Raw genomic sequence first — 13,097 nt, 5'->3', positions numbered from 1 at the left:
CTGATCTCAGGCCGGGGTTTTTTCATGGGCTCAGGAAAACAGATACCAGCCCGGCAAGAGTGCAGCATTCCAGGCTGCGTGAAGAATCACGCAGGGCAGCAGCGACCCGTGACGATCCCGAAAATAACCAAACGCCAGTGCCGGAACAAAGACCAGCCAGGCCAGAAGATCGGTTCGATAAACCAGGTGCCAGGCCGTAAACATAAACGCAGCGAGCAGGTTGGCGAAAGAGAGGCCCGCCAGATGGCGTTTGCCAACTATTGTTTCTCCGAGATAACCCTGCACAATACCGCGAAAGGCAATTTCCTCGATTATCGGGGCCCATAGAATCAGTGAAACCAGCGGCATCCACCCCGCATTCAGCCAGGCATTCCCGCCGGCCAATCCGCCAACAGCCACACTCAGGCAGCAGCCTGCAATCAGCGCGATTAAAAACTGCCGGTCCGCGAACAGCTGCGTTGGAGGGCCCAGGCCCAGCAGTTTCTTCAGAGAGGCGCTTTCATGCATAGATGTAGAAACCTTGTCCTGCAGAGAGTCAGACTGTGCATACTAGTGCATCTGTCAGGGGAAAGTCAGACGCCATAAACAACAATGCGGAGCCGAAGCTCCGCATTGTTAAACAAATCACCAGAGGTGTAAGAGGCTTTAAGCGCTCTGGCTCTGACGCTGGCCTGAACGCCCGCGCTGACCGTTGCCATTCTGGCTGCGGCCACCGCTACGCCCACCTGGCTTATCGCCAAAGCTGCGAGGCTTGCCACCGGGGCGGCCGTTCCCACTGCCATTGCCACCGCTGCGATTGCGAGCCTTGCTCGGGTCGGCCTTGGCTTTGGGCTTCATGGCCACGTGGTTCTTCGGCTCAAAACCTTCCATTTCCTTACGCGGCAATTGCTTCTTGATCAGCTTTTCAATGCCGACCAACATCTTCAGTTCGTCAGCGCTGACCAGCGACAACGCGTGGCCACTTTCGCCTGCCCGGCCGGTCCGGCCGATGCGGTGAACGTAGTCTTCCGGCACGTTGGGCAGCTCAAAGTTAACCACCTGGGGCAGTTGCTTGATGTCCAGACCACGGGCTGCAATATCGGTTGCAACCAGAACACGCACTTCACCAGCCTTGAAATCCGCCAGAGCGCGGGTGCGGGCACCCTGGGACTTGTTGCCATGAATGGCGGCTGCCGTGATGCCGTCATTTTCCAGCTTCTGGGTCAAGCGGTTGGCGCCGTGCTTGGTGCGGGTAAATACCAGTACCTGTTCCCAGCTGTTATCGCGCACCAGCTTGCTCAAAAGAGCAGTTTTCTGGCTTTGATCAACGGCATACACCGACTGCTTTACGCTTTCGGCCGTGGTATTTCTGACAGCCACGTCGATCTGCACCGGGTTGTCCAGAAGGCCTTGGGCCAGCGTACGGATCTCGCCAGAGAAGGTGGCAGAAAACAGCAGGTTCTGGCGCTTGGCAGGCAGCAGCGCCAGAATCTTTTTGATGTCGCGAATAAAGCCCATGTCCAGCATGCGGTCGGCTTCGTCCAGCACCAGGATTTCCACCTCGTTGAAGCGCACAGCGTTCTGCTGATACAGATCCATCAGGCGCCCCGGTGTTGCTACCAGTACGTCCAGGCCTTTGCGCAGTTTCATCATCTGCGGATTGATTTTAACGCCACCAAAAACCACAGCCGCCTTGGTGGGAACATATTTGCTGTAAAGATTAACGCTGTCATGAACCTGCGCCGCCAGTTCACGGGTAGGCGTCAGAATCAGTGCGCGCGGGCCTTTGCCGGTGCGGGGGTTCGCAGCCAGACGCTGCAGCATTGGCAGTGTAAAACCGGCTGTTTTGCCCGTGCCCGTTTGGGCAGCCGCCATAATGTCCTTGCCGGAAAGTACGGCAGGAATAGCCTGAAGCTGAATGGGGGATGGGGTTTCGTAGCCCTGGTCAGTTGTTGCACGAACCAGTTGCTCGGAAAGGCCGAGTGAAGAAAAACTCATATAGGATTAACTCTTGATTGTTCTGCCTCCACGAACACCGTTCTCGGCGAATGCGGGCAGATGCCATGAATATTCATGGAATAAAAGACGACTACAGTCACGCGCCGGTAATCGGGGTGACGTCCTCTGACAGGTCGTATGGATAGTTCGCAAGAAGGCCTGAAGCCCGAAAGTGCGGAATCCCTAGAGGCAGGATGCGACGAACCTTAACAGAGGCCTGCAGAATTAGCCATAGGGGATTATAGCCTACACCCTCACAACCGTAATAACCGCGGCAAGAAGGCTGGCAGCCGTCAGCCCCGCAAGAGACAAGCGCAGATTCCAGCGAAATGAAGCATCCAGAGCTCTATAGCCTGTCAGGCGCTCCATAATAAGAGCGTTGGCGGCAAAGGGCGTTCCAAAAGCGGTAATGCCCCAACCTGTTACCATACCAATACCCAGGCCGATCAGTGCATCGGCCGGCCAGATAACTCCGAGAATGCCGCCCGCGAGGGTGCCAATCACAATCGGGTTAATACCGGCCAGGCCGGCCGCAAAGAAAACCCAGGGTACGCAGGCGGCTATGACGGGCCAAAGCCAGGCCGGCACATTCGGGTCACCGCTTATCTGCCCCAGCACCGCACCACTGATCACCGAGCCAATAAACGCAGACCCACCCACAATTGCCAACTCGTTACTGACATTGGACATGTTGACCAGTGGCGGATTCGTTTTGCGGCTCCAGGCCAGGACCCTCGCGCCAAGAACTGCGGCTATACAACTGAGAGTCACCGCATGGGCATAGCTGAGCTGATAACGCTGGCCAAGCAGGAACACTCCCGCGCAGATGGCCAGAATAAGAGCCCCGAATCGTAACCAGGGCGCCAGACCAGCGCTGCCCTCGGGGACATCCATTTGTTGCACGCTTTCGGGCTCGCGCCAGATCAGTCCGCACAGAACGAGAGCGGCCGAAAACGGGACTGTTAATAACAGCAAATCAAGGCTGCCGAGCCCCGGCAGGAGCGTGAGTGTAAGCACCACAGAAATCGATAGAGGAGAAAACGTAGGCGAGACACCAAAGCCTCGCAACACCGCACGGGTTGCGTTGCGAGTCGCTGGCGAGTCGCCACTGCTGCGGACACGCTCGCCCACCAGGCTGCCGACAACGGCCACAGAACCAAAATTCAGAGGTACGGAAACAAGAGAAGTACCAAACGACAGGCTCAGGTAGCGAACGACTGGATTACCTTGAAACAAGCTGGCGGAAATTTGCTGTAAATCACTGGTACGGCCAAGCACGGAAGACAAAAGCATAACCGCCAGCACCAGTCCCGCCAGACGGCTCATGTTCCCTGCCGCAGCGCCAACCAGCCCCGGGTCGCGTCCCAAAGCAAACACCAGTGCCAGCCCTGCCACCAGAAAAACAGCTCGGGGCACCCTTCGCATGTCTCGCCAACCCAGAATCACCGCGAGGCTGACCGCTCCGGCACCCAGGCCTGCCATACCGGGAAACAGCACGAAAATAGCCGCCATAAGGGCAATATAAGCAAGAGCAGAACGTATCAGCAGCAAGAGTGTGCTTCCGGAGCGTCAAAGCGGGGGATTTTAGGGGCTCAATGTCTTACCGGGTATCCGCAATTACGAGGATACCCTTAGCTTCCTTATGGCTTTACCTCTTAGCGGGTTGCGGCGCCGGCGAAATTCGACAGAGCTCCACTCACTTTCTCCAGCACGGCATCGCAGCCTTCAATAGCGTGCCTGGCTTTCAGGTACTCCGGGTCATTATAGCCAAGCCAGACTTGCCCACTTTCGTCTTCCCAGATCAACGCTTTCTGGGGGAGATCGACTGCCACGCTCTGGGCGCACTGCATGAGTGGCGAGCCCACTTTCGGGTTGCCAAAAATCACCACCTCGGTCGGCCGCAGCTCCAAACCCGCAGACTCGGCACCGGCGGCATGGTTGATCCGGTTCATGATTTTCATGCCATTTTCGCTCAGAACCGCTTCAAGTTTGTCAGCGGTAGCCGCTACGTTATGGTTGCTTTTGACCACAACAAGGCCCTCTGCAGCCTGGACTGCGCTCGCACACAGGGCGAGAAGGAGGGGTAGAGCGACGATTTTTAAAATGTTCATCAAGCGTTTCCTCTTTATAAATGACAAGGCTCATACTAGACCATACGGGTCTTACCAGGAAATACGGATAGCGGATAGCAAATGCACTGAAAGGCGGAGGCCTTGCACGATCTCAGCTAGCTGCTTTTTGAGCCAGTTTTCGAATACTAATGGCAGAATGCTCTGCCCATAGCCGGTAAGCATCCGGGCCGGGATGGAAGCCGTCCGAGGCGATAAAACCAGGTTCAAAAGGAAAGGAAACACAAAGATATTCAAGGCTATCAAGGCTGCTGCAGACGTTTTCCATCAAGCTGTTCAACTGCCTGGCCCGCATACCAAGATACCAGCGCAGGGGCTGAGGTAACGCCGGGAAAGCATGCATCGGAGGGATGGCGGTAAAAAGCACTCGGGTAGCGCCCATGCCGTTTATCAGGCAGTCGGAAAGCTCGTTCAGTGCCGAAAGCCACTGCTGGGTGCTGGTGCGGCCGGTAACGTCGTTTACGCCAACAGAGACGAGCACTACATCATAGTGGGCTTCTGTTGAGGCTTTGAGTGCCTCCAGAACATCAACTGCTTTGCGGCCTGTTTCCGCCAGCAAGCTCCAGGTTACAAGATGATCACTGGCCAGATCCCTGACCAGAAGCCCGGCCAGCGCATCCTGCTGTTTGCTTACGCCCACGCCGGCGGCAGCGGAATCCCCAAGAATAAGCAGCCGGAGTTCCGGCCCCTTGCCAGCGGTGCCCTGGCGCTCACCCTCAGGCTCCGGCAGGCGCGGCGTTACCCGCCGCACATAACGACCTTGCCCGATAAGGACGGGGCCCAGCGCAAGCGTCGACAGCGGATAAAGCATGGCGATTGCGTTCGATCAGTCGTGGTGGCCGATCGGACCTTCCGTAAACAGGAATTCCCGCAGATGCTTGTCCATCACCGGATCTTTGCGGCGAATCCACTCAAGCACCATGGCCGCGTGTTCCTTTTCCTCGTCGCGGTTGTGTTCAAGAATCGCTTTTAGCTCAGAGTCCTTACAGGCGTCCACCCGCTGGTTGTACCAGTCCACCGCCTCAAACTCTTCCATCAGGGAAACGACGGCACGGTGCATTTCGCGGGTTTCATCGGTCAGTTCGCCTACCGGCTCGTGGTAACTGTCGCTCGACATAATCTGATCCTTCTGCATATGGTTTTAGACAGGTTCAAAAGACATTTTCAACACAACAACACGGTCTGACAATAGCCGAAAATCCATCGCTTAAACACCATGGTTTCGTTTGAGCCGCACCAAGGGCTGTGGCAAAGTCTCAAGACAAACCGACCGGGATAGCTTCTTGATGAAAACCGTCTTCTCACCATTACATAGCCTGCGCTCCGTGAAAACAGAACTGGATGGCGGCATTTTGATCGATCCCCACGAAAAACCATCCCGGGCAGAAACCATTCTGGCGCGAGTCAGGGCGCAAACACTGGGTGACGTGCTTGAGCCGGAAGAATTTGGCCTGACGCCGGTCAAGCGCGTGCACACAACGGATTACGTGGAATTTCTCGAGCGCTGCTGGACGGACTGGGTAGCCGAAGGCAAACCGGGAGAAGCCATTCCCGCCGTCTGGTGTGGCCGGGGCATGCGAGCACGCGTGCCCAAAGACATCGACGGTCGCCTCGGCTACTACAGCTTTGCTGCCGAAACTTCCATTTCCGACGGCACCTGGGAAGCCGCCTGCGCCTCTGCCAACGTCGCACTGACGGCGCAAAAACTGGTCGCCAATGGCGAACGTGCCGCTTTCGCCCTGTGCCGACCGCCCGGCCACCATGCCCATGCTGACCTCTTCGGTGGCTACTGTTTTTTCAACAATGCTGCCATCACAGCTCAGGCCTTTCGGGATCAGGGTTGCGAACGCGTTGCCGTTCTCGATGTGGACTTCCACCACGGAAACGGTACTCAGGCCATCTTCTATAATCGCAGCGATGTGCTGACCGTCAGCCTGCATGGCGATCCCGATCTGGTATTTCCCCACTTCCTCGGTTTTGAGGATGAAACCGGCGAAGGTGAAGGCGAAGGCTACAACCTCAACATTGTCTATCCACCGGGAACACCCTATGGCACATGGAGCCAGGGTCTCGAAACCGCATGCCAGCGCATCGCAGCCTTTAAACCGGATGCATTGGTTATCGCCCTGGGCGTGGACACCTTTGAAGAAGACCCGATCTCGTTCTTTAAACTGAAATCGGCGGACTATCTGTCTTTGGGTAAGCGTATTGAACAGTTGGGCCTGCCCACGGTGTTCACCATGGAAGGCGGTTACGATGTGGATGCCATCGGCGTGAATGTTGTTAACGTGCTGAAAGGCTTTGAAAGCAGCTGATCAAGCGGGGCTGAGCAAAACCGGGCTCAACCCTTGAAACCTTTGCCAACAATATAGACTTCCCGGGAGCGGGAGCGTGAAGAGTCCGGCTTTCGCGCCACGACCTTATCAAACACGGCTCTGACGGCTTTCAGGTACTCATCGTAGCCTTCACCCTGAAACACCTTGGCCACAAAGCTGCCTTTGGGTTTGAGTACCTGGCTGGCCATATCCAGCGCCAGCTCCACCAGATACATCGAAGATGCCTGGTCAGCCACCGTCACACCGCTGATGTTCGGCGCCATATCGGAAATCACCACATCCACCTGGCTGTCACCCAGCGTTGTCATAATCTCCTCAAACACCGAATTTTCAGTAAAGTCGCCCTGAATGAACTCCACTCCGGCAATGGCGTCCATAGTCAGTATGTCAGAGGCCAGCACCCTGCCCTTGTGGCCCACCAGATTAGCCGCCACCTGTGACCAGCCACCCGGGGCAGAGCCGAGATCCATCACCACCATGTTGGGGGCAATGAGCCGATCCTTCTTGTTGATTTCAAGAAGCTTGTAACTGGCCCGCGAGCGATAGCCGTCTACCTGCGCCTGTTTCACAAAGGGGTCGTTCACATGCTCTTCAAGCCAGCGGTTACTGCTTTTGGATCGGGCCATAGGGACTCTTGAAAAGGGTCGTCAATAAAGGAGTGTTAGGACCCTCATTGTACGTGTCGCGCGTCCTCCCGGCAAAATCCTGACATCCGGGCCGGGCGCACGTACAATTGCCGCAACATTTTCCGATTCTTTTAAACTCGGCAACCAATCCGCTATCGGCGGCTCAAGCCGGGCAGGACTTACTATGATCCGCCTTACCGAACTGGCGCTACCACTGGACCACCCTGAAAGTGCCCTGCGGGCCGCTATCCTCGCGCGACTGGGCATCGGCGATGCCGATCTGGTGGAATTCACCGTATTCAAGCGCAGTTACGACGCCCGCAAGAAAAATACCGAGATCAAGTTCGTTTACATCGTTGATCTCAACGTTCGGAATGAAGAGGCCATTCTGGCCCGTTTTGAAAAAGACCAGCACGTGCGGCTGGCGCCGGACACCGCTTATTACCCGGTCGCAAAGGCACCCGCAGGCCTCACTGAGCGGCCGATCGTGATCGGCTTCGGCCCCTGTGGACTGTTTGCAGCCCTGATTCTGGCCCAGATGGGGTTCCGGCCGATTGTGCTGGAGCGCGGCAAGAACGTGCGCAGCCGAACCAAGGACACCTGGGCACTGTGGCGGAAAAAACAGCTGTCACCGGAATCCAACGTGCAGTTCGGTGAGGGCGGCGCAGGTCTGTTTTCAGACGGCAAGCTCTATAGCCAGATCAAGGATCCGAAATTCTTCGGTCGCAAAGTGATGCACGAATTTATCCGGGCTGGCGCACCAGAAGAAATTCTGTACGTCAGCAAGCCCCATATCGGAACCTTCCGGCTGACGGGTGTGGTATCCACTATGCGCGAGGAAATCATCCGCCTCGGTGGGGAAATCCGCTTTGAAAGCAAAGTCACCGACCTGCTCATCGACAACGGCCGCATTGAAGGCGTTGAGCTGGACACCGGAGAACGTCTGCACAGCCGGTATGTGGTTCTGTCTGTCGGTCACAGCGCGCGCGATGTCTTCCGCATGCTGCAACGCAACGATGTATTCATAGAAGCCAAGCCCTTTGCCATCGGCTTTCGCATCGAGCACCCGCAATCTCTCATCGACAATGCTCGCCTTGGCAAATACGCCGGCCACCCTGCCCTGGGGGCGGCAGACTATAAACTGGTGTATCACGCCAGCAACGGACGCGCGGTTTACAGTTTTTGCATGTGCCCCGGGGGAACGGTGGTCGCTGCAACCTCAGAACCTGGCCGGGTCGTCACCAATGGCATGAGTCAGTACTCCCGTAACGAGCGCAACGCCAATGCCGGCATCGTGGTGGCTATTCATCCGGAAGAAGACTTTCCGGGTGGCCCACTGGCCGGCGTGGATATGCAGGAAGCTCTGGAGTCAAAAGCCTATACGCTTGGCGGCAGCGATTATTGTGCACCCGCACAGTTGGTAGGCGATTTCATCAGGCGCAAACCCTCCAGCGAACTGGGCGAGATAGAGCCTTCTTACAAGCCGGGTATCAAACTGGGCGATCTTGCACCTTCGCTGCCGCCCTACGCCATCGACGCCATCCGTGAGGCGCTACCGGCTTTTGGCAAGCAGATCCGGGGCTTCGATCGGAAAGATGCGATTCTGACCGGCATTGAAACCCGCACCTCTTCACCGGTGCGCATCACCCGGGATCGCGCCAGCCTGCAGAGCCTGAATACCCGTGGGCTTTACCCGGCGGGCGAAGGCGCGGGCTATGCGGGCGGCATTCTCTCGGCCGGTGTGGACGGCATCAAAGTAGCCGAAGCCCTGGCTCTGGCCATGCTGGAAGATCTGGACGCCAACAGCGGAAGCAAATCGTGAAGCTGGATGACATAAAAAAACTGCATCAGAAAAAATACCGTCAGGCACTGGGTCACTACCTGGTCGAAGGTGAGCATCTGGTACTTGAGCTGCAAAAAGCAGCGGCCCGACAGCCCGGGCTGAACGCTTCCGAGCTGTATGTAACCGGCGCGTTTGAACATTGGGCAAGCCCGTTCAAAACCCATCAGGTGAATGATCGCCAGATGGCCCAGCTAGCCGATACCCGCACGCCCCAGGGTATTCTCGCCGTGGTGCCCATACCGGACAAAGACCCTGAGCCTGCACCGAAACCCGGCGAAAAAGCCGTTTACCTGCATGAAGTCCAGGACCCTGGCAACCTCGGAACAATTTTACGCACTCTGGCCTGGTTTGGTGGTTTCCGCTGCCTGCTGAGCCCCGGCAGTGTTGACCCCTTCAATCCGAAAGTGGTGCGCGCCAGCATGGGTGCCATCTTCCACGTACCGCTGGAAACCGACGTGCCCCTGGATAGCCTCAGCAACCGCTACCAGTCTATTGCCTGCCTCGATCTGAACGGCGACCAACTCACTGCAGAGTCCTTCAGCACGCACGATTGTTATGTATTCGGAAACGAAGCCCGAGGCGTACCACGGGAAGCATTGGCCCCCTTAGCAGCAACGCCCTACACCATTTCGGGTAAAGGGCAGATCGAATCCCTCAACCTCGCCTCGGCAGTCAACATGTGTGCGTACGAGCTGGTTCGAGGCTCCTGACCGGAAAGCGTGATCTTTTTCAGCATTCACCCTGATTGTTATCGTCATTGCGTGTAGCTTGCTAATTGGCGATGATCAGGAGCTGATGCCCTGAACCGGACGCTCGATTATGGAACGCTACCTCCAGCCTACTGAGTTTTTTGACTACAACCAGCCCGAACTGAAAGCCTGGATTGCGGCTCAGCTAGAGGGTGTGGCGGATAATCCCGTAGAACAAGCGAAAGCCCTGTACCTGGCAGCACGGGACAGCGTGAGCTATAACCCATACGTTTTCAGGCCGGAGCCCAAAACCTTCAGTGCCAGCTATGCCCTTGAAACCGGCGAAAGCTACTGCATTCCCAAAGCGGTATTGCTCGGCGCTGCTGCAAGATCCATCGGTATACCCAGCCGCCTGGGCCTTGCCGATGTGCGCAACCATCTCTCAAGCCCGAAGCTGATTGAATGGCTGCGTTCGGATATTTTCCGCATGCATGGATTTATTGAGCTCTACCTTAACGGCAAATGGGTTAAGGCCACGCCTGCTTTCAACAAGCAACTTTGCGAGCTGATGAAGGTAGAGCCTCTGGAGTTTGATGGAGTGAGCGACTCCATCTTCCAGGAGTACACTGAAGCTGGGGAAGCACATATGGAGTATGTGAACGATCACGGCGTTTTCGACGATGTTCCCCACGATTTTATCCTGTCGGGGGTAAAAGCCGCTTATGGACATTTATTTTCAGAGGACGGCACAGCGCCAGCCGTTAAGGGAAGCCTGGCTGAGGACATTTCAGGTAACTGATACGCAAAACGGCATTCACCTGTCAGGCGAATGCCGTTTTCGAAGCTTTTCAGAATTTCCAGAACACAGCCGGAACATTCACCCCGGCCGTTGATTGCCCTTTATTTCGCTTTACTCAGCAGAGTTGCGAATCAGGAAATCAAAAGCACTCAGTGCCGCTTTCGAGCCTTCGCCCATGGAAATCACGATCTGCTTGTAAGGCACTGTGGTGGCGTCGCCGGCCGCAAAGACCCCCGGAATTGAGGTTTCGTTGCGATCATTGATGATGATCTCACCATGCTGGCTCAGCTCGATATCGCCTTTCAGCCATTCAGTATTTGGCACCAGACCGATCTGAATGAACACACCTTCCAGAGCCACATGGTGGCTTTCACCGGTGTTGCGATCCGTGTAGTTAAGGCCACTCACTCTGCCGTTCTCACCAACCACTTCGGTAGTCTGGCCAGACGTAATAATGTCGACATTGTTCAGGCTGCGAAGCTTTTTCTGCAACACATCGTCTGCGCGCATTTCGGCACCAAACTCAATCAATGTGACATGGCCAACGATACCGGCCAGGTCGATAGCTGCTTCCACACCGGAGTTACCACCACCAATCACCGCAACATGCTTGCCCTTGAACAACGGGCCATCACAGTGAGGGCAATAAGCTACGCCCTTGTTACGGTATTCATCCTCTCCCGGCACACCCAGCGGGCGCCAGCGAGCACCGGTCGACAACACAATCGTGCGGGCCTTGAGCGATGCACCATTCGCCAGACGAATCTCGTGGGGCATTCCACGCTTGGCAGCCGGAATCAGCTTCTCGGCGTGCTGCATGTTCATAATGTCCACGTCATATTCTTTAACGTGCTGCTCCATGGCGGCAACCAGTTTCGGGCCTTCGGTGTAGGGCACAGAAATCAGGTTCTCGATACCCATGGTATCGGCTACCTGCCCGCCAAAGCGATCGGCTGCGATGCCGGTTGAAATACCTTTACGAGCCGCATAGATGGCTGCTGCGGAACCAGCCGGGCCACCACCAATCACCAACACCTCGAAGGTGTCTCTCTGGTTGATCTTCTCGGCTTCTTTCTCGTCGGATTTGGTGTCCAGCCTGGAAACAATCTCTTCCAGCGTCATGCGGCCCTGGCCCCAGGGCTCGCCGTTCAGGTAAACACTGGGCACAGCCATAACTTCACGTTTTTCCACTTCGTCCTGGAACAAAGCACCATCAATCGCGGTGTGGCGAACGCCAGGGTTCAGAACACTCATCAGGTTCAGAGCCTGAACCACGTCCGGGCAGTTCTGACACGACAGGGAAAAGTAGGTTTCGAACTCGAAGTCACCATCCAGCTGCTGAATCTGTTCAATCACATCCTGGGAAGCCTTTGACGGGTGGCCGCCCACTTGCAACAGCGCCAGAACCAGCGAGGTGAACTCGTGGCCCATGGGGATACCCGCGAAACGCACGCCCATGTCGGTTCCGATGCGGTTTATTGCGAAGGATGGGCGACGCACATCGTTGGACTCCTCCGTGCGCAGGCTGATTTTCTCGGACATCGGCTCGATTTCTTCCAGAAGCTGCCTCAGCTCCTGAGACTTATCACTATCATCATAGGCTGCCACCAGCTCAATCGGCTGCTGCAGCTTTTCCATATAGGCCTTCAGTTGTTGCTTGATATTGGCATCCAACATGTAACGATTCCCCTCTTGAGTTCTTTAGGCTGACCGCCTGAATCTGTAAATTCAAAATGATCTGTGATTGGGATATGTTCTAAAGATACGGAGCAGCGCAAAAAAGCTCAAATTAATTGATCCAAACCAAATGATAGGTAACTGCTATTGCATGATTGTAAATGTCATTAATGAAGGTACAAATAGCGAATACCCATCCACGCCCTAGCCCGGTACCATGTTAAGAGACGTTGGACGTCACCCTTTGCACCCAGGACAAGCTGCACATGTTTCTAGACCGTTTTTACTCAATCCAGAACGGACGCGTTCATATTTCCGCATCACAGGCCAGCCTGTTTGCCAAGGAAGTGGCCGGAGATTTCAACCCGATCCACGATCCGGATGCTCGCCGTTTCTGTGTTCCCGGAGATCTGCTTTTTGCCGTGGTGGTTTCACGCTTCGGGCTCTCCCGGCACATGACTTTCCAGTTTCGTGCCCTGCTGGGCGGCGACGTACCACTGGAGTTCCGGGAAAACGGTGAAGAAACCATTGAAGTGTGCGATCAGGGTGGCAAGGTCTATCTCGAAGTAACGCGCAGCGGTGATGTCACCCGGGATGAACACGTTATCGAAGAATTTATTCGCTGTTACGTGGCGGCCTCCGGCAAAAACTTCCCCCACACCATGAAACCGTTAATGGAATCAAAGGGCGTTATGTTCAACCCGGATCGCCCTATGGTGATGTATGCGAGCATGAGCCTCACTCTGGATAGCCTGGATGCTGCCTCACCGGAGCTGGAACTGCACAACGCAGACCTGGAGGACAATGGCAAACGCGGCAATGTCGTACTTGAATACCGTTTGATCTCTGACGGCAAGCCCGTAGGTGAAGTCTCGAAGCACCTCGTTCTGGGTGGGCTGAGGCCTTATTGCCCGGATGCCATGGCCGGTATCGTTGAAGAGTTTTACCGTTTGAAAGCCCGCGGCTCCCGATACGGTATCGATACAGCCAGCTCCTGATACAGATCGTCTTTTCAGACACG

The 13,097-nt window shown here is 55.9% G+C and carries 13 protein-coding genes; 5 read left to right on the top strand and 8 right to left on the bottom strand.

The annotated features are described in order from the left end of the window. Nucleotides 1-30: 30 nt before the first annotated feature. The 6 genes from mrtJ to ACN0RL_RS07660 all read right to left on the bottom strand — a co-directional run bounded on the left by mrtJ (nucleotide 31) and on the right by ACN0RL_RS07660 (nucleotide 5,223). Nucleotides 31-507 (bottom strand): JDVT-CTERM system glutamic-type intramembrane protease MrtJ, encoded by a 477-nt coding sequence (mrtJ, locus tag ACN0RL_RS07685; protein ID WP_417515364.1) that lies wholly within the window; start codon nucleotides 505-507, stop codon nucleotides 31-33. A 138-nt stretch (nucleotides 508-645) separates the two neighbouring features. Next, nucleotides 646-1,977, bottom strand: coding sequence for a DEAD/DEAH box helicase (locus ACN0RL_RS07680; protein WP_417515362.1), 1,332 nt, complete (start codon nucleotides 1,975-1,977; stop codon nucleotides 646-648). Between the two features lie 246 nt (nucleotides 1,978-2,223). Next, entirely contained in the window at nucleotides 2,224-3,528 is a 1,305-nt protein-coding gene (locus tag ACN0RL_RS07675; protein ID WP_417515360.1) for a hypothetical protein, read from the bottom strand. A 104-nt stretch (nucleotides 3,529-3,632) separates the two neighbouring features. Continuing rightward, the gene (locus ACN0RL_RS07670; RefSeq protein WP_417515358.1) at nucleotides 3,633-4,088 is read right to left on the bottom strand and encodes a DUF302 domain-containing protein; all 456 of its coding nucleotides are present in this window, start codon (nucleotides 4,086-4,088) and stop codon (nucleotides 3,633-3,635) included. A 112-nt stretch (nucleotides 4,089-4,200) separates the two neighbouring features. Next, nucleotides 4,201-4,917, bottom strand: coding sequence for an SGNH/GDSL hydrolase family protein (locus ACN0RL_RS07665; RefSeq protein ID WP_417515356.1), 717 nt, complete (start codon nucleotides 4,915-4,917; stop codon nucleotides 4,201-4,203). Between the two features lie 15 nt (nucleotides 4,918-4,932). Then, nucleotides 4,933-5,223 (bottom strand): encapsulin-associated ferritin-like protein, encoded by a 291-nt coding sequence (locus ACN0RL_RS07660; protein WP_417515354.1) that lies wholly within the window; start codon nucleotides 5,221-5,223, stop codon nucleotides 4,933-4,935. Nucleotides 5,224-5,392: 169 nt separating this feature from the next. On the opposite strand from ACN0RL_RS07660, the gene ACN0RL_RS07655 reads away from it, so the two are divergent. After that, a complete protein-coding gene (locus ACN0RL_RS07655) occupies nucleotides 5,393-6,421 on the top strand; it encodes a histone deacetylase family protein (RefSeq protein ID WP_417515352.1) in 1,029 nt (342 codons plus the stop codon). A gap of 26 nt (nucleotides 6,422-6,447) precedes the next feature. Here the strand turns inward: ACN0RL_RS07655 and rlmE are convergent, their stop codons facing one another. Next, nucleotides 6,448-7,068, bottom strand: coding sequence for a 23S rRNA (uridine(2552)-2'-O)-methyltransferase RlmE (gene rlmE / locus ACN0RL_RS07650; RefSeq protein WP_417515350.1), 621 nt, complete (start codon nucleotides 7,066-7,068; stop codon nucleotides 6,448-6,450). Nucleotides 7,069-7,252: 184 nt separating this feature from the next. On the opposite strand from rlmE, the gene ACN0RL_RS07645 reads away from it, so the two are divergent. The 3 genes from ACN0RL_RS07645 (at nucleotide 7,253) to ACN0RL_RS07635 (ending at nucleotide 10,399) form a co-directional block, all read left to right on the top strand. After that, nucleotides 7,253-8,890 (top strand): NAD(P)/FAD-dependent oxidoreductase, encoded by a 1,638-nt coding sequence (locus tag ACN0RL_RS07645; protein ID WP_417515348.1) that lies wholly within the window; start codon nucleotides 7,253-7,255, stop codon nucleotides 8,888-8,890. Then, nucleotides 8,887-9,621, top strand: coding sequence for a TrmH family RNA methyltransferase (locus ACN0RL_RS07640; protein WP_417515346.1), 735 nt, complete (start codon nucleotides 8,887-8,889; stop codon nucleotides 9,619-9,621). Before ACN0RL_RS07645 ends, ACN0RL_RS07640 begins: the two co-directional genes overlap by 4 nt. A 109-nt stretch (nucleotides 9,622-9,730) precedes the next feature. Continuing rightward, a complete protein-coding gene (locus tag ACN0RL_RS07635; RefSeq protein WP_417515344.1) occupies nucleotides 9,731-10,399 on the top strand; it encodes a transglutaminase-like domain-containing protein in 669 nt (222 codons plus the stop codon). 111 nt (nucleotides 10,400-10,510) lie between these two features. Here the strand turns inward: ACN0RL_RS07635 and ahpF are convergent, their stop codons facing one another. Next, on the bottom strand, nucleotides 10,511-12,076 hold the full coding sequence (ahpF, locus tag ACN0RL_RS07630; RefSeq protein WP_417515343.1) for an alkyl hydroperoxide reductase subunit F: 1,566 nt from the start codon (nucleotides 12,074-12,076) through the stop codon (nucleotides 10,511-10,513). A 266-nt stretch (nucleotides 12,077-12,342) separates the two neighbouring features. Between ahpF and ACN0RL_RS07625 the strand changes: the two genes are divergently transcribed. Next, nucleotides 12,343-13,074, top strand: coding sequence for a DUF3581 domain-containing protein (locus tag ACN0RL_RS07625; RefSeq protein ID WP_417515341.1), 732 nt, complete (start codon nucleotides 12,343-12,345; stop codon nucleotides 13,072-13,074). Nucleotides 13,075-13,097 lie beyond the last annotated feature (23 nt).

The organism is Marinobacter sp. (assembly GCF_048259445.1).
In the GTDB taxonomy this organism is placed as follows: Bacteria; Pseudomonadota; Gammaproteobacteria; order Pseudomonadales; family Oleiphilaceae; genus Marinobacter.
The sequence above is the reverse complement of the archived record's forward strand: the minus strand, read 5'-3'. Positions and strand labels throughout refer to the sequence as shown.